This is a genomic window from Clostridium sp. C2-6-12, assembly GCF_009928485.1.
Lineage (GTDB): Bacteria > Bacillota > Clostridia > Clostridiales > Clostridiaceae > Clostridium.
In genome coordinates this window covers 14720-31229 of record NZ_JAABNP010000010.1, presented here as the reverse complement: position 1 = coordinate 31229, position 16510 = coordinate 14720, and the positions used below count along the sequence as shown (strand labels likewise).

Annotated in this window: 20 protein-coding genes; all 20 read left to right on the top strand. The window is 29.5% G+C overall.

Translation table 11 applies throughout. From position 1 onward, the window contains the following. Positions 1 to 8: 8 nt before the first annotated feature. The gene (locus tag GXK56_RS10100; protein ID WP_160687339.1) at positions 9 to 2063 is read left to right on the top strand and encodes a chemotaxis protein CheA; all 2055 of its coding nucleotides are present in this window, start codon (positions 9 to 11) and stop codon (positions 2061 to 2063) included. A gap of 38 nt (positions 2064 to 2101) precedes the next feature. Further along, positions 2102 to 2704 (top strand): chemotaxis protein CheC, encoded by a 603-nt coding sequence (locus GXK56_RS10095; RefSeq protein ID WP_160687338.1) that lies wholly within the window; start codon positions 2102 to 2104, stop codon positions 2702 to 2704. Positions 2705 to 2724: 20 nt separating this feature from the next. Continuing rightward, positions 2725 to 3084, top strand: a complete 360-nt coding sequence (locus tag GXK56_RS10090) for a response regulator (RefSeq protein ID WP_160687337.1) — start codon at positions 2725 to 2727, stop codon at positions 3082 to 3084. Between the two features lie 190 nt (positions 3085 to 3274). Next, entirely contained in the window at positions 3275 to 3676 is a 402-nt protein-coding gene (locus GXK56_RS10085; RefSeq protein ID WP_160687336.1) for a chemotaxis protein CheW, read from the top strand. 22 nt (positions 3677 to 3698) lie between these two features. Next, positions 3699 to 4697, top strand: a complete 999-nt coding sequence (fliM, locus tag GXK56_RS10080) for a flagellar motor switch protein FliM (protein ID WP_160687335.1) — start codon at positions 3699 to 3701, stop codon at positions 4695 to 4697. Beyond that, positions 4681 to 5934 (top strand): flagellar motor switch phosphatase FliY, encoded by a 1254-nt coding sequence (gene fliY, locus GXK56_RS10075; protein WP_202127856.1) that lies wholly within the window; start codon positions 4681 to 4683, stop codon positions 5932 to 5934. Before fliM ends, fliY begins: the two co-directional genes overlap by 17 nt. Before the next feature lie 156 nt (positions 5935 to 6090). Continuing rightward, positions 6091 to 6507 carry a DUF3791 domain-containing protein gene (locus GXK56_RS10070; protein ID WP_160687333.1) on the top strand — a complete coding sequence of 139 codons (417 nt, stop codon included), beginning with the start codon at positions 6091 to 6093 and terminating at the stop codon, positions 6505 to 6507. A gap of 35 nt (positions 6508 to 6542) precedes the next feature. Continuing rightward, positions 6543 to 7682 (top strand): hypothetical protein, encoded by a 1140-nt coding sequence (locus tag GXK56_RS10065; RefSeq protein WP_160687332.1) that lies wholly within the window; start codon positions 6543 to 6545, stop codon positions 7680 to 7682. 288 nt (positions 7683 to 7970) lie between these two features. Then, positions 7971 to 8738: a phage replisome organizer N-terminal domain-containing protein gene (locus tag GXK56_RS10060; protein ID WP_160687331.1), complete on the top strand. Its 768-nt coding sequence runs from the start codon at positions 7971 to 7973 to the stop codon at positions 8736 to 8738. A gap of 239 nt (positions 8739 to 8977) precedes the next feature. Next, complete coding sequence (gene flgM, locus GXK56_RS10055) at positions 8978 to 9253, top strand: flagellar biosynthesis anti-sigma factor FlgM (RefSeq protein WP_160687330.1); 276 nt, start codon at positions 8978 to 8980, stop codon at positions 9251 to 9253. Positions 9254 to 9255: 2 nt separating this feature from the next. Further along, the gene (locus GXK56_RS10050; protein ID WP_160687329.1) at positions 9256 to 9666 is read left to right on the top strand and encodes a flagellar protein FlgN; all 411 of its coding nucleotides are present in this window, start codon (positions 9256 to 9258) and stop codon (positions 9664 to 9666) included. 68 nt (positions 9667 to 9734) lie between these two features. Next, the gene (gene flgK, locus GXK56_RS10045; protein ID WP_160687328.1) at positions 9735 to 11582 is read left to right on the top strand and encodes a flagellar hook-associated protein FlgK; all 1848 of its coding nucleotides are present in this window, start codon (positions 9735 to 9737) and stop codon (positions 11580 to 11582) included. A 31-nt stretch (positions 11583 to 11613) separates the two neighbouring features. Beyond that, positions 11614 to 12618 (top strand): flagellar hook-associated protein FlgL, encoded by a 1005-nt coding sequence (flgL, locus tag GXK56_RS10040; RefSeq protein ID WP_160687327.1) that lies wholly within the window; start codon positions 11614 to 11616, stop codon positions 12616 to 12618. Between the two features lie 11 nt (positions 12619 to 12629). After that, positions 12630 to 13055 (top strand): flagellar assembly protein FliW, encoded by a 426-nt coding sequence (gene fliW, locus GXK56_RS10035; RefSeq protein WP_160687326.1) that lies wholly within the window; start codon positions 12630 to 12632, stop codon positions 13053 to 13055. A 7-nt stretch (positions 13056 to 13062) separates the two neighbouring features. Then, positions 13063 to 13278 (top strand): carbon storage regulator CsrA, encoded by a 216-nt coding sequence (csrA, locus tag GXK56_RS10030; RefSeq protein WP_160687325.1) that lies wholly within the window; start codon positions 13063 to 13065, stop codon positions 13276 to 13278. A 41-nt stretch (positions 13279 to 13319) separates the two neighbouring features. Further along, a complete protein-coding gene (locus GXK56_RS10025; RefSeq protein WP_160687324.1) occupies positions 13320 to 13685 on the top strand; it encodes a flagellar protein FlaG in 366 nt (121 codons plus the stop codon). Between the two features lie 19 nt (positions 13686 to 13704). Further along, the gene (locus tag GXK56_RS10020; protein WP_160687323.1) at positions 13705 to 13998 is read left to right on the top strand and encodes a hypothetical protein; all 294 of its coding nucleotides are present in this window, start codon (positions 13705 to 13707) and stop codon (positions 13996 to 13998) included. A 10-nt stretch (positions 13999 to 14008) separates the two neighbouring features. Further along, on the top strand, positions 14009 to 14389 hold the full coding sequence (gene fliS, locus GXK56_RS10015; RefSeq protein WP_160687322.1) for a flagellar export chaperone FliS: 381 nt from the start codon (positions 14009 to 14011) through the stop codon (positions 14387 to 14389). A gap of 39 nt (positions 14390 to 14428) precedes the next feature. After that, complete coding sequence (gene fliD / locus GXK56_RS10010; protein WP_160687321.1) at positions 14429 to 16138, top strand: flagellar filament capping protein FliD; 1710 nt, start codon at positions 14429 to 14431, stop codon at positions 16136 to 16138. A 25-nt stretch (positions 16139 to 16163) separates the two neighbouring features. Continuing rightward, entirely contained in the window at positions 16164 to 16499 is a 336-nt protein-coding gene (locus GXK56_RS10005) for a hypothetical protein (RefSeq protein WP_160687320.1), read from the top strand. Positions 16500 to 16510: the final 11 nt, after the last annotated feature.

Genomic DNA, 16510 nt, shown 5'->3' with positions numbered 1-16510 from the left:
GAATTAAGATGGATACATCTCAATATATGTCAATGTTTTTAGAGGAATCATTGGATAATTTACAAACATTAAATGAGTCATTATTAGAATTAGAACAAAACCCAGATGATACAGATAAGGTAAATTCAATATTTAGAGTTGCTCATACAATAAAAGGGATGGCAGCAACAATGGGATTTACTGATATTGCAGAACTTACACATAAAATGGAGGATGTATTAGCTGAGTTTAGAGAAGGGGAATTAAAAGTAACTCAAAATGTAGTAACTGTCCTATTTGACTGTCTTGATACATTAGAAAGAATGGTAGACAATGTACAAGAAGGCTCAGATGAAAAAATTGATATAGACGATGTTATTAAAGCGTTGGCTAATATTAAAAATAGTGGGAATCAAAATGAAGCCAATATTGAAGCTAAAGATGCAGAGATGCTTTCTAGTGACATATTAAATTTGGATTTAAATCAATATGACACATCAGTAATAAAACAAGCAAAGGAAAAAGGATATAATTCTTTAGAACTAAAAGTAACTTTAAGTGAAAATACACTATTAAAATCAGCAAGAGCTTTTTTAATTGTTAAGGATCTTGAAGAACATGGTGAAATTTTAAAATCAGAACCATCAACTCAAGATATTGAAAATGAAGAATTTGATTTTGAATTAAAGTTCATATTGGTAACTAAAAATACTTTAGATGAAATTATTGCAGTAGTAAATGGTATTTCAGAAGTTGCAAAAGTTGAAGGTTCATTAATAGAATTTGAAAATATTGATATAGCACCAAAGACACAAGAAGAAAAAGTCGAAGAAGTTAAGACAGTAGAAATTAAGGAAGAACCAAAAGTTGAGAAACAAGATCAACCAGTAGAAAAAAATGTAGATACCAAAAAAACTACTGAAAAGAAAACAACTCAAAAGAAAGAAGTTAAGAAAGCGCATCAATCAGTAAGAGTTGATTTAGAAAGAATAGATAATTTAATGAATATGGTTTCTGAGCTTGTTATTTATAGAACAAGATTAGAACAAATAGTCGTATCTCATAAATCACAAGAATTGAATGAAACTTTAGAACAAGTTGGAAGAACTACATCTGATCTTCAAGATTTAGTTATGAAAATCAGAATGCTTCCTTTAGATACAGTATTTAATAGATTCCCAAGAATGATAAGAGATGTATCAGTAGAATTAAATAAAGAAATTAACTTCATAATAGAAGGTGCAGATACAGAACTTGATAGAACAGTTATAGATGAAATTGGCGAACCATTAATACATTTATTAAGAAATGCAGCAGATCATGGTATAGAATCAGCAGAAAAGAGAATAGCTCAAGGAAAATCACCAGTTGGAACAGTTAAATTAGTTGCATATCAAGAAGGAACAAAAGCATTAATAAAGGTAATTGATGATGGTGCCGGTATTAATGTTGAAAGAGTTAAAGCAAAAGCTGAACAAAAAGGTATCAACACAGAAGGTATGTCAGATAATGATATTAGAAACCTTATTTTTGCACAAGGTTTCAGTACTAATGAAGTTGTAACTGATATTTCTGGCAGAGGCGTTGGAATGGATGTTGTTAAAACAAAAATTGCAGCACTTGGCGGAACTGTAGATTTATATAGTGAAGAAGGAAAAGGTTCAACATTTGTAATTAAGCTTCCATTAACATTACAAATAATACAAGCTTTACTTGTAAAAGTTGGAGAGGAAACCCTAGCTATATCCCTAGGCTTTATAGATAGAGTAATAGATTATAAAGAGGAAAAGATAAAGAAAAGTAATGGAAAAGAAGTAATCATATATAGAGATGAAGTAATTCCATTAGTTAGATTAAATGAAACTTTAGACATTGAGGCTAGCGTAACTGATAAGAAATTTGTTATAATAGTAAACGTAGGGGACAAAACAATAGGATTATTAGTAGATTCATTACTTGGACAACAAGAAATAGTAATCAAGCCTTTAGGAAAGACATTAAAGAATTTAGATCAATACATTGGTGCAACTATCTTAGGTAATGGATTAGTAACACTAATATTAGATGTTGGAGCATTATTATAAAGTAAATGCTTTAGAACAAAGTTTAAGGAGGGTTATAAGTGGAGTATTCTAATTTAAGCGCTTTACAATTAGATGCACTTAAAGAAGTCTCTAACATAGGGGCTGGAAATGCAGCAACTGCTCTTTCCATGATGATTGGAAAAAAAGTAGATATGACAGTGCCAGCAGTAAATGTGGTAAGATTAGAAGATATAGTAGAAGAAAATGGTGAAACAGAAGTTGCAGGAACTGTCGTAAGAGTACTTGGAGATATTGCAGGAAATATTCTGCTTGTATTTGAAAATGATATAGCTGAGAATATAATAAAAAAATTAGCTGGAAGTAAACAGTCTCCTGAAAGTGAAATGGGCAGTTCTGTATTGTGTGAAATAGGTAATATAATATCAGCAGCGTACATGAATTCTATAGCTCAATTAACTAATCTTGCTATTTTACCATCAGTGCCAGCTACTTCATATGATATGTTAGGCGCAATACTCACAACTACATTTATAGAATCTAATCAATATGACGAATATATATTAGATATTGAAACTGTATTTTTAGATGATGATACAGAAGAAAACATAGGCGGGCATTTTTATTATATACCTATGCCTGGTTCACTTGAAAAAATATTGAAATCTATAGGAATAAATTAAATTTTTGGAGGTAAATTTATATGGCTAAAGTTTTAATCGTAGACGATGCAGCATTTATGAGAATGATGATAAAGGATATTTTGGAAAAAAATGATTTTGAAATAGTTGGAGAAGCAAATAATGGACTAGTAGCTGTGGACATGTATAAAAAAGAAAAACCAGATGTAGTTACGATGGATATTACAATGCCTGATATGGATGGTATTGAGGCTGTTAAACAAATTAAAGCATTTGACCCAGAGGCTAAAGTGATTATGTGTTCAGCAATGGGACAACAATCAATGGTTATGGATGCAATAAGAGCAGGTGCTAAGGATTTTATAGTAAAACCATTCCAAGCAGATAGAGTTTTAGAAGCTATAAAAAAAGTAGTAGGATAATAGTCAGTTAACAGTTAACAATTAACAGTTAACAGTTTGAAATTAACAGTTAACTGTTAAGATATTAAGTTAAGAAAAAAATTATTAAATCACATAAAGTTACGTTTTAATAAATTCCGAAGGAATTTAATCATTAACTGTTGACTGTAAACTGATAAGTGTTAACTGAAAAAAAGGGGAGGTTAAGAAGATGCAAATAGTAGTATTCAAATTGGGAGAAGAACATTTTGCTGTAGAAACAGATAGAGTTCAAAGTATAAATGATACTATGGGAATTACAAAAGTGCCTAAAGCTCCAAGCTATATAAAAGGTTTGATAAATTTACGTGGTAGTATTAAATCTCTTGTTGACATAAATTTATTATTAGATGTAAACTCAGGAAAAGAACAAAATAATATTATAATTTTAACGGTTGAAGATGAGGAAATAGGAATATCGGTAGATGAAGTTGAAGAAGTTTTGGATATTGATGAAAAAACTATACAAAAAGTGGATAAAGAATCTAATAAGGTTCAGCCATATGTTAAAGGTATATTAAATTATGATGAGAAGCTTCTTACGATAATAGATATAGATAAGTTGTTAAATTAATTATTGAAATGAGGGAATAATAATGGCAGATGTCTTATCGCAAAGTGAAATAGATGCCTTATTATCTGCTTTATCTACAGGGGAAATTGAATCAGAGGAAGTTGGTAAAGATGAGGAAAAACATAAGGTTAAGCTCTATGATTTTAGAAGTCCTCAAAAATTCTCTAAAGAGCATATAAGGACTCTTGAATTGATTCATGATAATTATGCGAGAATCATTTCCAATTATTTAACTGGTCAAACAAGACAAAATGTTAAAGTAAAGATAGAAACTGTAGAGCAGATAACTTATGAGGAATTTATTCATTCTGTGCAAAACCCTACGATTATGACAATATTTAAAATGCCTCCTTTAACAGGTACAATATTGTTTGAGACAAATCCTCAGTTTTCACTTCAGGTAATAGATGTGTTACTTGGTGGAAAAGGAGATAGAAAAGTAGAAACAAAAGAATTTACAGATATAGATAAAAACATAATGAAACAAGTAACAACTGGAATGATTAATAATTTAAAGCTGGCTTGGGATTCTATATTAGATGTAGAGCCAGAAGTTGAAACAATTGAAACAAATCCAGCAGTAAATCAAACAATGGCACCAAATGATCCAGTAGCATTGATAACATTCTCTGTAGAAATGAATAAGAAAAGTACATTTATTAATATGTGTCTTCCTTATTTAAGTGTTGAAAAGATATTGGATAAATTAGTAGTACAGTATGCATTTAGAAGTGATGATGAAAGTTTGCTAGCGGAATCTAGAGAAAAGCTGGAAAAAGGCATTAATAAAGTTGATGTTGAAGTTATAGCTGAACTCGGACAGGCTAGCTTGACAGTAGATGATTTCTTAAAATTAACAGTAGGTGATGTAATTAAACTTGACACTAAGAGTTCATCCCCAGTAAAAGTGTATGTAGGTAATGAAGAATGCTACTATGCTAAACCAGGTATAGCAGGAAAGAAAATGGGTGTTGTTATTTTGGATATAACAGATAAGGAAGTGAATGGGTATGAGCAATAATTTTTTATCACAAGAAGAGATAAATGCATTATTGTCAGGTGAAGATTTATCATCTGGTGATAGTAAAGATGCATCAGCTAGTGAAAGTCAGAATTCATCAGCTGATGATAATAACAATGCAGAGCTTATAACTGATCTTGATAAAGACCTGTTAGGAGAAATTGGAAATATATCAATGGGGTCAGCATCAACAGCATTATATCAGCTTATAAATCAACAAGTTAACATAACTACACCAGTGGTTACGGTAACAACATTAAGGGAAATAAAAGAAAGTTTTGAGACACCTAATATTGTTTTAGATATTGAATATGTTGCTGGTATAATAGGCAGAAATATATTAATTATAAAAATTTCAGATGGATTAGTTATTTCTAACCTTATGATGGGTGGAGATGGAAATGTAAATGATTCTCATGAAATATCTGAAATAGAAATTAGTGCAGTATCAGAAGCTATGAACCAAATGATAGGATCTGCTGCAACATCAATGGCGACTATGTTTGGTAGAAAAGTAGATATATCACCACCTTCATCAAAAATAGTAGAAGATGGAGCAATACCAATTTCGGATGCAATACCAGAAGATCAACCTATAGTTAGAGTTTCGTTTAGAATGACTATTGGAGATATTGTGGATAGTAATATTATGCAAATATTCCCAATCGAAACGGCTAAGAATATTGTGGCAATAATGACAGGTGAAGATAAGGTTGAAGCACCAGCTCAGTCTCAAGGTGAAAAAGCGCAGCCAATTTCTAATAAAGAAATAAATCAAACACCTGAACCATCTAGAATGGAACAACAACAATATCAACAACCAATGCAATATCAACCAGAACCACAGTATCAGCAGCCAATGCAATATCAACAACAACCGGCTTATTATGAACAGCCAATGCAAAGGATGCAACAGCCTGTGGAGGTTCATACAGCGGCATTTGATCAATTAATGCCTCAAAGCAGTGTTCCACCAATCAAGAATATAGATTTAATTCTTGATGTTCCTTTAGACATATCAGTAGTGCTTGGAAGAACGAAAAAGAGCATTCAAGATATTTTAAATTTAGGAACAGGTTCATTAATAGAATTAGATAAGCTTGCTGAAGAGCCAGTTGAAATATTAGTTAATGGAAAACAAATAGCACTTGGAGAAGTTGTTGTTGTTGATGAAAACTTTGGAATAAGAATAACTAATATAGTAAGCAGCGTCGAAAGAATAAAAAGAATGCAATAAAGAACTCCCGTAAGGGGGTTTTTTTATTGTATTTAATTCATTGGCACAATGGTGTGCTTTGTTTTTCTATATATATGATATATAATAAAAGCAATAATTAGAAATAATAAAACTAAAAGAGAAGTGAACTAGATGAATTAGGGGGAGAAGATTTAGATGAATGAGCAGACAATGGCTTGTAGACATTTAGCAAAATTCTTTCAATTAGCAGTAGAATATAGTATGGATGAAATAGATTTTACATTAAAAGCTTTAAATAGTGAATATAAAGAAGGAATAGAAATATTCAAGCCACAGTGGTATTCCCAAAGCCAATATTATTATTTTGAAGAATTCATGGAAGAAAATAAAGTTAAGAGCAGAGTTTATGTAGAAGATGAAATAGAATATGAAAAAGAAAGAATGTATTGGTTAGGATATTGTCTTCAAGCTTGGAGCAATAGAGCTAATTTGTCAGGAAAAGAAATTGCTAAAATATTTGGAACAGTTGGAATTGAACATTTACTCAGAAATTATAAGGTATATCACACTGTTGATCCTATGTATGTTTTAGAAGATAGTAGGATATTTTGAATATATATGAATAAAAATTAAATGAGGTGATAGCAATGAGCAGATATTACTACTTAAAATATTATGACAAAATAGTATCTGAAATTGATATAGATAATAGAACTATGGAAATCATAAATTTAGATTTGTTTTTCGATAGAAGAAATAAGAATATAATGAATAAAGATGAAGTTGAGAAGTGGATAAAAAGCAGAATAAGACCAGTGAGTCAAGTTGGTTTTAATTCATTTATAGCATCACTTGATCTTACCGAAGATTATGAAGATTTGTATTGGGAAATATTTGTAAGAACTAGAGCAGTAAATGTTAAGGATAAATTATGGCTTGCATTTAGTGAAGATGAAGATTATGAAGAATTTTCACCATGGGCATCAATAATGATTGATGATGGAAAAATAATAAATCATAATTTTGATTCAATAAAATTAAATGCAACAAAGACTAAATTAAATATTGATGGTGCATGCAATAAAGATTTAGCAAGACTAAAGGGGAATTTATGTGTAGTTAAAGAAAGATTGCAAAATAATTCCTATGATAATATTGCAGAAGAATTAACTTATGAAATAGCAATGAGATTGGGGATTGAATGTTCACCAGCGGGTATGCTACCTAATGGATTATGCTTTTCAATTATAGATGAAACAAAAGATTTAATTCCAGCCAATATATTAATAGGGTTAGAGCAAGGTAGTTTTGAGGATTTCTATAAAGCTTTTGTGAAAATTCCTAGTCCGAATAAAACAAAGATCGATGTATTAAGAATGGGATTATTTGATGTAATTACAAGACAAATGGATCGTAACTATACTAATTTTTCATTTTATAAGTCAAATGAAATTTTACAATTTTATAGATTATATGATAATGGTTTATCTCTATTTGCGTCATCAAAATATAGAGATGACTTAGAGTGCTCGTTAGGGTATGGAGAAACTTTAGAAAGCAAGTTAAGATTTATAGTGCGTGAATTAAAGAGGTTAAATGTAAAATTTGTATTTTATGATAAATTAGATAAAAAATTTTTAGATAAGATTAGTCAAAAATATATTGAATATATAAGAAATACAAATGGAAATAATTTGGCGGATGTTAATCGATGGGTTTTAAAACAACAGGATCATGTTGAAGAAATACTTAGAAATAACGGTATTAAATTTATAGAATTAGCTTAGTGTTTTTAGCACTAAGCTTTTATGTTTTTCATAAAAATCTACATAGAATAGAATAATGTAGTATTTTGATAGAAAAAAATTTCTTTATTTTATGTAATAGTGTTTATAAAAACATATATTTACCATATATACCATATAGATAAAAAATTAAATAATGAAAGGGTATGATGGAAGTATGAGAGAAAGAAGATATGCACCTATAAATAAAGCAGCTATGCTGCAATAAGGAACTTATGACCTAGATAAAGAGCAATCTACTATAATTATTTGAAGGAGTATGATGGAAGTATGAGAGAAAGAAGATATGTAAAATTTAAATTAGACATTTACGACGATACAAAAACTAAAATAATAGATCAAAGACCAGAAAGAGATTTTATTCATTATTTTTTTGCTAGAAGTATTATATTAGCTGGAAAGGCTGACTGTGAAGGTTATTTATATATGGCAAGAGATATTCCATATACAATAGAAACTCTAGCGATAGAGTTTAATAGAGATACTGCATTAGTTAAAACAGCTTTAGATTTATTGATAGAATTAAAAATGATTGAGGTTTCAGAAGACAATGTTTATAGAGTAAAGAGTTTTGTAAAACATCAAAATATTAAGGTGGAGAAAAAGGTGAAATTAGAAGATAGAGAAGTGATTGGAAAAAATATAAAAGCAACAGGTGCTGGAATTATTACTGAGCAAATTCCTAATAAGGAAATGGAAAAAACAGAAGAGGAAAATAAAGATAAAGTATTTGAAAATAGTGTAGTTGGAAATGAAAATACTCACATGATAAATGAGTATAAAAATGATTTGGAAAATGATCTTAGTCAAAATAATAAAGAAAAAAATCTGAATGGAGAAATTAATGAAAATATATTACAGAATAGCATACCTATATGTTTTGAAAAAAAGAAAAATAAAAGGACAGCAACAAAGAAAGAATATGTGATTGAAATGACGGATGAAGAAGAAATGGGAGAAGAGGAAAGTGTTTCTTTTAAGGAAGGAGAATACGTATTAGGTGAAGATGAAAAGCTTATTGCATCGTGGACTTTTTGATTATTTTTAGACGATAAGATTATTATGTAAGTATCTTTCTATATTCAGCAGAAGGAAACGTTTTTTTAGATTAGATTTAAGAAAGGTATTATATTTTTTTTATTTGAAAAGGTTAGAATTTTGTAAAAGAAGTTTTAAAACAAAAAAATGGTTTTATATTTTTATAGACTTTTTCTATAAACTTATAGAGGAAAAGTCCGATAAGTATAATAGTAGAGTAAGGAATGGAGAGATGAAGCATGAGTATTAATGGAATAAATAGACCTCAATACGTTAATCCATATAATTCAAGTAGGAATAAAGCTATAGGTAAAGTCGATAAAACTAAAGAAGTAGATAGGATAGAAATCTCAGATATTGGGAAAAGTCTTAAATCTTATTCTTCAAGAGAAGTAGTTGGAAATGCACAAAAAGTTGCAGATATAAAAAATAAAATAAGTAGCGGAACATATAAGGTTGATGCGAGATTAACAGCTCAAAGTTTATTGAATGCTATGAAGGAGAGTAATGCATAGTTATGAAAGATGAACTTATTAAATTAATGCAGGACCAAGAAAGGGATTTAAGCCAACTTTTAGAATTGTTAGAAACTCAATATAAAATGATAATGAGCAAAGATGTTTTTGGTTTAGAAGGATTAGTTGATAAGATTAATGAATGTGGGAAAAGAATTGCAAATGAAGAAGTACAAAGAAGAAAATTAACAGGTGACGTAAGTATAAAAGAAATTTTTGTTAAAACAAATGATAGTAAATTAGAACAAACTTATGAGAAAATACAAAATACATTAAATGAAGTATTACTTCAAAAAGAAACCAATGAATTGTTTTTGAAAAAACAAATAATTTTTAATAATAAAATGATAAATATAATTAACCCTAATAGGGACATAAAAACATATAATTCATATGGTAATTTATCAAGATAAAGAATTATATCAAGGATGTAAAAATTTAAATACATGGAAGTTGGAATTTTGGAAGGCAGGAAAAATAAATGTCAGGATTATTTGACACGTTTAACGTTGCTAAAAGAGGATTAAATGTACATCAAAGTGCTATAAATACTACATCTCATAATATAGCAAATGCAAATACAGAAGGTTATTCAAGACAAAGAGCTGTAATAGAGACAACAAAACCATTTGGAGGAATGTCAAGATTTGATACATCTGGTCCAGGACAAGTTGGTACTGGAGCACAAGTAACAACTATACAAAGAATAAGAAGTTACTTTATTGATTATCAATTTAGAAATGAAAATGGGAAGCTTGGAAATTACAATGTGGAAAGTAATTTTTTAACAGAGGTTGAAGGTGTCTTTGGAGAACCTTCAGATACAGGGTTACAAAAATTATTTGGTGAGTTTTACTCAGCATTTCATGAAGTTGCCAAAACGCCTGAAAAATCATCAGCTAGAACAGTTGCACTTCAAAAAGCATCTGCAATTGCAGATGTGTTAAATCATACCTATACTCAATTAGAAAAAAAAGTTACAGATGCTCAGGAACTGTTACAGGATAATGTTAAAAATGTTAATAGTTATCTAGAACAGATAAGAGAATTAAATAAGCAAATCACAGGTGTAGCTGCAATAGGTCAAAGTCCTAATGATTTAATGGATACAAGGGATAATCTGATTGATAAAGTATCAAAAATGTTTGGAATAACTGTAGAAAGAGCAGATAAAGAAGCGATAAATTTAAAAGCAGAAGGTTTCCAAGCAACAGGGAATGTTATAAATAACTTAGTTAATAGCAATCCAGCAGATGATAAGTATACAAGATTATCATATATTAAGAGTGCGGAAGTTGAAATGTCAACAGCTACACCACCAGTGCCTACTGGTAAAATAACAATAGAATATTATCCTTTAGGAAATACAAGTTTAGCACCAAAACAAATTGAAGTTACTACAACTTCAAGTAATGCAAAAAGTTTAGCTGATTCTTTAATGCAAAATAGAATATTGATAGGGGACAAAGATGGTGTGGTTTCGGATGCGTCAGGTAACGCAATCACTACAGCATCAGCAGATGATATAAATAAAAAACTATTTAAAATATATGAAGTAAATAAGAATGGGACTACAGCAGTAAATAGTGTTGATCCTAAAAATATAAAAGGTGAGATTGCTGGAAATCAATCTGCACAAAATATGATAAAAGATTATATGAAAGATTTAAATAAGATAGCAGCATCCATTGCTTATTCAGTAAATGCTATACAAACAGGAAGTACTACTTCAGGGGCGCCAGCAGCAAACGGAAAGAAGTACTCAATGTTGTTTATAAATTCATCAAAATCAACAAGTACAGCATCTACTGATGATGGAATCAATGCAAAAAACATAACAGTAAATCCTGATATTATAAAAGATGTTTCATTGTTGAATTGTGAAGCAGATAGCACTAAAAGTGGAGAAAGAAGTGGCGAAAGAGCGCAAGCAATTGCAGATCTTATAAGTAAAAAGTTTAATATATCCAACGTATTGGATGATGTTAGTATGTTAGATAGAGATGACTTCTTTTCACAAAGTGGAGCTGCCTTAACAGATGGTATAAATATAACACAGAGCAATGATGGAAAGACAATAGATCAATATTATAAGGATATGATTAGTAAGTTGGGTACTCAATCACAGGAAGCTACGAGAAGAACAAATAGTGAAAGAGATTCTATATTGAAAGATTTAGAAGATCAAAGACAAGCAGAGTCTGGTGTTTCATTAGATGAAGAAATGACAAATTTAATACAATTTCAACATGCATATCAAGCAAGTGCAAAGGTAATTTCAACAGTTAATGAATTGCTGGATGTTGTAATTAATGGACTTAAGAGATAAAATACATTAAGAAAAGCGAGGAGTGAATTTAATGGGAAGAATAACAAATGCTATGTTATCAAGAAATTATCTTACCAATGCTAATAGAAATTTAACGAATATGAGAACATTGCAATCTCAGTTGGCATCTGGTAAAGCAATAAATAGACCCTCTGATGACCCATATAAAGCATCTAGAACTATGCAATTATATACAGAAATAGATTCAAATAAACAATTTAATGAAAATATAAAAGATATTTCTAACTGGCTTGATACTACAGATACAGCACTTAATCAAGCAGGAAATGTTTTTGGAAGAATAAGAACACTTTTACTAACTGCAGGTGATGGAGGTTATGGGCCAAATGAAAGAAAAGCAATTCAGGATGAAATGAAAGAAAAAGTTAATCAATTAGCTCAAATATTAAATACTAATTTTGATGGAGCTTATATATTTGGAGGGACTAAAAGTACATCTAAACCAGTTGTGGTTGATACAGACGGAACAATAAAATATGCAGATAAAAATGGAGCGGCAATTGCAGATACTACTACTGGAACAGGTAAGGTGGCTTATGATCAGATTAATTCACCATTAAATGTTGAAGTATCCCAAGGTGTTTTGATAGATTACAACAAAACAGCTGTAGATATATTGGAGTATAAAGATAAAAGTGGAAATTCCCAAAATGTTTCGGATATTTTAAATGGAATCATAAAAAATCTTGATGATCCAGCAACTAATCCAACATCTTTTTCGGGAACACCAGGGCAACAAATGCTGACAGGTCCTCTTTTAGGTCAAGTAGATTCAATAATTCAAAACTTACTTGAAAAAAGATCAGAAGTAGGTGCCATGACTAATAGAATGGAAGATGCACAATCTAAGAATGAAGATGAAAACCTAAATATGAAAGATATATTATCAAAAACAGAAGATATTGATTTTACTGAAACAATGATGAATTATTCAATAATGCAGACGGTTTATATGGCATCACTTCAAGTGAGTGGTAAAATATTACCTACAACATTAATGGATTATATAAGATAGGAGATAAAAGTATGGTATTTATTTCAAAGATACATGGCAAACTAGAATATGACGAAAAAGATATCATCATTTTAAAGAAAGGTATTTTAGGATTTGATAATATAGAGAAATTTATACTTGTGGAATTAGAAGAATATCAGCCATTCAAATTGCTTCAAGCATTAGAAGATGATGAAGTGGGGTTAATATTAACATCTCCATTTGAAGTTTGTAATGAGTATGAAGTGAATTTGTCAAAAGAAATACAAAAAAGATTAAAGATAGATAATGAGATAGATGTATTATTGTTAACAACAGTAACATTAGATTCTGATCCTAAAAGAATAACTACAAATTTGAAAGCTCCTATAGTAATAAATACGAAATTGAATTTGGGAGAGCAAATTGTAATTGATGATTCAAAATATAAAGTAAAACATCCTTTACTAAAGGAGTGATTAAGAAGTGCTCATTATAACTAGAAAAAAAGGTCAATCTTTTATGATTGGAGATGATATAGAAATAACTATATCAAAATTGGAAGATGGAAGTGTAAAGCTTGGAATAGATGCACCGAAAGATGTTACTATATTAAGAAAAGAACTTTACGAAGAAATAAAAAATGAAAATAAAGAAGCCATGAAGGTGAATTTAGAATATCTCAAAAATATAAAAAAATAATATTAGTATTTATGATTGTAAATATAAGGGAGGTTAATTTAATGGAAGTTAATCCAGTATTGCAAACAAACAATAGTATTTCTTATAGAATAGATAATGTTCAAGAGACAACTAATAAAAAGAGTGATACATTAGAAAAAGCAAAATACAATGATGAATATAAAAATAGTAAAACGAAAAATGCAAGTAAAGAGGAATTAGATAAAGCTTTAAAAAAATTAAATAACTTTTTAGAAGATGAACCAGTACATGCAGAATATAGTGTGCATAAAGATTTAAAGGTTGTTATGATAAAAATAGTAGATGATAATACTAAAGATGTAATAATGGAGATACCATCAGAAAAAATATTAGATATGATTGCAAGTATGTGTAAGCAAGTTGGTTTAATAGATAAAAAAGCTTGATTTTAAGGAGCAGATTTGTATGGAATATAGATTGAATAAAATAGATACAGACATAAGAAAAAGGATGCAAGAACAAATAAAAAGTGATAAAATTCATGAAAATAAAAAAGTATCTATAAAGAAAGATCTTAAAGAGGACGAGAATAAAAATAAAGGTGAAAATAAAAAGAATACTAAAAATCAAGAGGATAAAAGATTCTATACAATAGATGGTGTGAAGTACGAAGAAAATGTAATGGAAATAGAAGTTCAAAAAGAACAAGTTCTAGATGAAGAAAATTACAGAGGAATAAAATTGGATGTAAAAAAATAGGAGGAAACTTATGTACGCTAACGGTTACAATGTCTATAAAAACAATAGTGTTAATTATGCATCTAAAGAGCAGTTATTATTAATGTTAGTAGACGGAGCAGTAAAATTTGCAAAGATAGCAAGACAAGCTATGCTAGATAAAGATATAAAAAAGGCTCATGAAAATGTGGTGAAAACTGAGGATATATTTATAGAACTTATGGCAACATTGGATACAAGTGCAGGGAAATGGGCAGAAAATATGTTTGCTGTATATAGATTTATAAATGAAAAATTGTTTGAAGCTAATATGAAGAAAGACGTAGCAATAATGGATGAAGTCATGCCACTTATTGAAGATGTTAGAGATATTTGGTATGCAGCAGAAAAAAAGGCTAGAAAAGGTCAATAATATAGAAAAATAATAATGTAAAAGAAAGAGGTGTTAAATATGTCAGTCACAAGAGCAACTAATACCATGAGAATAACTGGTATGGCAAGTGGTATGGATACAGATTCAATGGTAAAAGCTATGACAGCAAATATTCAAAATAAAATTGATAAGACAAATCAAGAACAACAAATAGCACAATGGAAACAAGATATGTATAGGGATATCATAAAAGATGTCAAAGGGTTGCAGGATTATTTTGATCAAACTTCAAGTAAATATATTTTAGGAAGTAGTACATTTAATCCCACAAAAGTCACGAATAGTAATGAAAGTACGGTTGGATTTACAGCTTCTTCAACAGCACAGGATGGGAACTACAAAATAGATGTAACAACATTAGCACAGCCAGCATTGTTGCAAGGAGTCTCAAAAACAGGAGTTAGTTCTAACACTAAATTGTCAGATGTGGGTATTACAGGTGGAAGTCTTAAATTTGAATTTACAATTGATAAAGCGGCTACATCAACAGATGTAAATATTTCAGATGTTTCTGGCAAAACAGTACAAGATATTGTAAATGCTATTAATAGTGATAGCAATATTAAAGCAAAAGGAGTAACAGCTTCATTTGATGATCTTTCACATAAATTTGTTTTTTCAAATAAATCAGGTGATACATCTACATTGGCATTAGAAATTACTCCAAGTAATTTAACAGGTACTGGTTCTATAACTGATTTAGGATTAAGCGGATCATATTCAGAAGTAAAAGGTCAAAATGCAGCATTTAAACTAACTTATCCGGATGGAAGAACAGAACCTATTTCACAAACTAGTAATCAGTTCACAGCTAATGGTGTAGCATATAATCTAAAGAGTACAGGGGTTTCTAATGTAACTGTAACAAAAAACAATGTAGATGCAATTGTTGACAATCTTAAAAAATTTAAAGATGATTATAATAATTTAATTGATAAAATTCAAGGAAAACTTACAGAAAAGAAGCAATTTAGTGTTAAGCCATTAACAGATGAGCAAAAGAAAGATATGAAGGACGATGATATCAAAAACTGGGAAACTAAAGCTAAACAAGGTTTGCTTAAGAATGATGAAAATTTACAAAACATTTTAGGCGATTTGAAATCAGCTTTTAGTGATACCGTATTTACTAAGTTTGAGGATAATGGTACAAGCGTATATGATCAAGCTGATATAAATAAGAATCCTTTACGTGTAGGAAGTTTGGCTACTAATTCAATAGGAATAGATACTTCTTCAGATATTTCAGATTTAGGCAAAATTCAAATAAAAGATGAAGCAAAATTAAAAGATGTTATATCTAACCATATAGAAGATTTTACAAAAATGTTTATTGGGAAATCTGGTGCAAAGCTAGGAACTGATTCAAATGGGGTTGAGAATAAATATGTTGGCTCTAAAAAGTACTATGAAGATGGTATTTTTACAAGAATGGATAATATAATAAGAAATTATGCAGGAGATCCAGGAGTAGGTAAAGATGGAACATCAACAGTTAAAGGTATTTTGAACATATATGCAAATAAACAATATGATTTTAGTATCACAGGATATTCAAGTAAAAATACATTACCTGACCAAATATATGGAAAAGTAAGGTCTATTACGACTCTTACAGATAAATTAAATGATGCACAAGACAGATATTATAAAAAGTTTGCTGCATTAGAAAAAGCAATGAATAATATGAATAGTCAAATGTCTAAATTCCAATCCCAAATGGGCTAAAAATAAAAGAATATGAGGCTTATTTATGAGTTTAGAAGAATTATTTCAAGAATATAGGGAAATTTCACTAAATATTATGCGAATATTAGACGATGATCTTGTGGAGCAGCTAGACGGTGAATTTGAAAAACGTAGTGTGATATTAGAAGAAATAACAATAAAAAGCGAAGATAAGGTAGTTCTAAAGGAATTGTATGAAAAATATGATTTATTTAAAATTGATGAAGACATGAAATTGAAACTTGAAAAAAGCATGAATGATGTGAAAAGTGAAATGACAAGAATTGGTAAGAGAAAAGAAGCAAATAAATCGTATAATAATATAAATTCAAGATCTGTCTACTTGAGTAAAGAAATATAAAAAAAGTTTTA

Bases quoted from the DNA above. Each gene is read 5' to 3' on its own strand.
- GXK56_RS10050 (WP_160687329.1), top strand. From the start codon at position 9,256: ATGAAAGATGAACTTATTAAATTAATGCAGGACCAAGAAAGGGATTTA.
- GXK56_RS10005 (WP_160687320.1), top strand. From the start codon at position 16,164: ATGAGTTTAGAAGAATTATTTCAAGAATATAGGGAAATTTCACTAAAT.
- fliW (WP_160687326.1), top strand. From the start codon at position 12,630: ATGGTATTTATTTCAAAGATACATGGCAAACTAGAATATGACGAAAAA.
- GXK56_RS10085 (WP_160687336.1), top strand. From the start codon at position 3,275: ATGCAAATAGTAGTATTCAAATTGGGAGAAGAACATTTTGCTGTAGAA.
- GXK56_RS10025 (WP_160687324.1), top strand. From the start codon at position 13,320: ATGGAAGTTAATCCAGTATTGCAAACAAACAATAGTATTTCTTATAGA.
- GXK56_RS10020 (WP_160687323.1), top strand. From the start codon at position 13,705: ATGGAATATAGATTGAATAAAATAGATACAGACATAAGAAAAAGGATG.
- fliS (WP_160687322.1), top strand. From the start codon at position 14,009: ATGTACGCTAACGGTTACAATGTCTATAAAAACAATAGTGTTAATTAT.
- fliM (WP_160687335.1), top strand. From the start codon at position 3,699: ATGGCAGATGTCTTATCGCAAAGTGAAATAGATGCCTTATTATCTGCT.
- GXK56_RS10100 (WP_160687339.1), top strand. From the start codon at position 9: ATGGATACATCTCAATATATGTCAATGTTTTTAGAGGAATCATTGGAT.
- flgM (WP_160687330.1), top strand. From the start codon at position 8,978: ATGAGTATTAATGGAATAAATAGACCTCAATACGTTAATCCATATAAT.
- GXK56_RS10070 (WP_160687333.1), top strand. From the start codon at position 6,091: ATGAATGAGCAGACAATGGCTTGTAGACATTTAGCAAAATTCTTTCAA.
- GXK56_RS10065 (WP_160687332.1), top strand. From the start codon at position 6,543: ATGAGCAGATATTACTACTTAAAATATTATGACAAAATAGTATCTGAA.
- fliY (WP_202127856.1), top strand. From the start codon at position 4,681: ATGGGTATGAGCAATAATTTTTTATCACAAGAAGAGATAAATGCATTA.
- flgK (WP_160687328.1), top strand. From the start codon at position 9,735: ATGTCAGGATTATTTGACACGTTTAACGTTGCTAAAAGAGGATTAAAT.
- GXK56_RS10090 (WP_160687337.1), top strand. From the start codon at position 2,725: ATGGCTAAAGTTTTAATCGTAGACGATGCAGCATTTATGAGAATGATG.
- GXK56_RS10060 (WP_160687331.1), top strand. From the start codon at position 7,971: ATGAGAGAAAGAAGATATGTAAAATTTAAATTAGACATTTACGACGAT.
- flgL (WP_160687327.1), top strand. From the start codon at position 11,614: ATGGGAAGAATAACAAATGCTATGTTATCAAGAAATTATCTTACCAAT.
- fliD (WP_160687321.1), top strand. From the start codon at position 14,429: ATGTCAGTCACAAGAGCAACTAATACCATGAGAATAACTGGTATGGCA.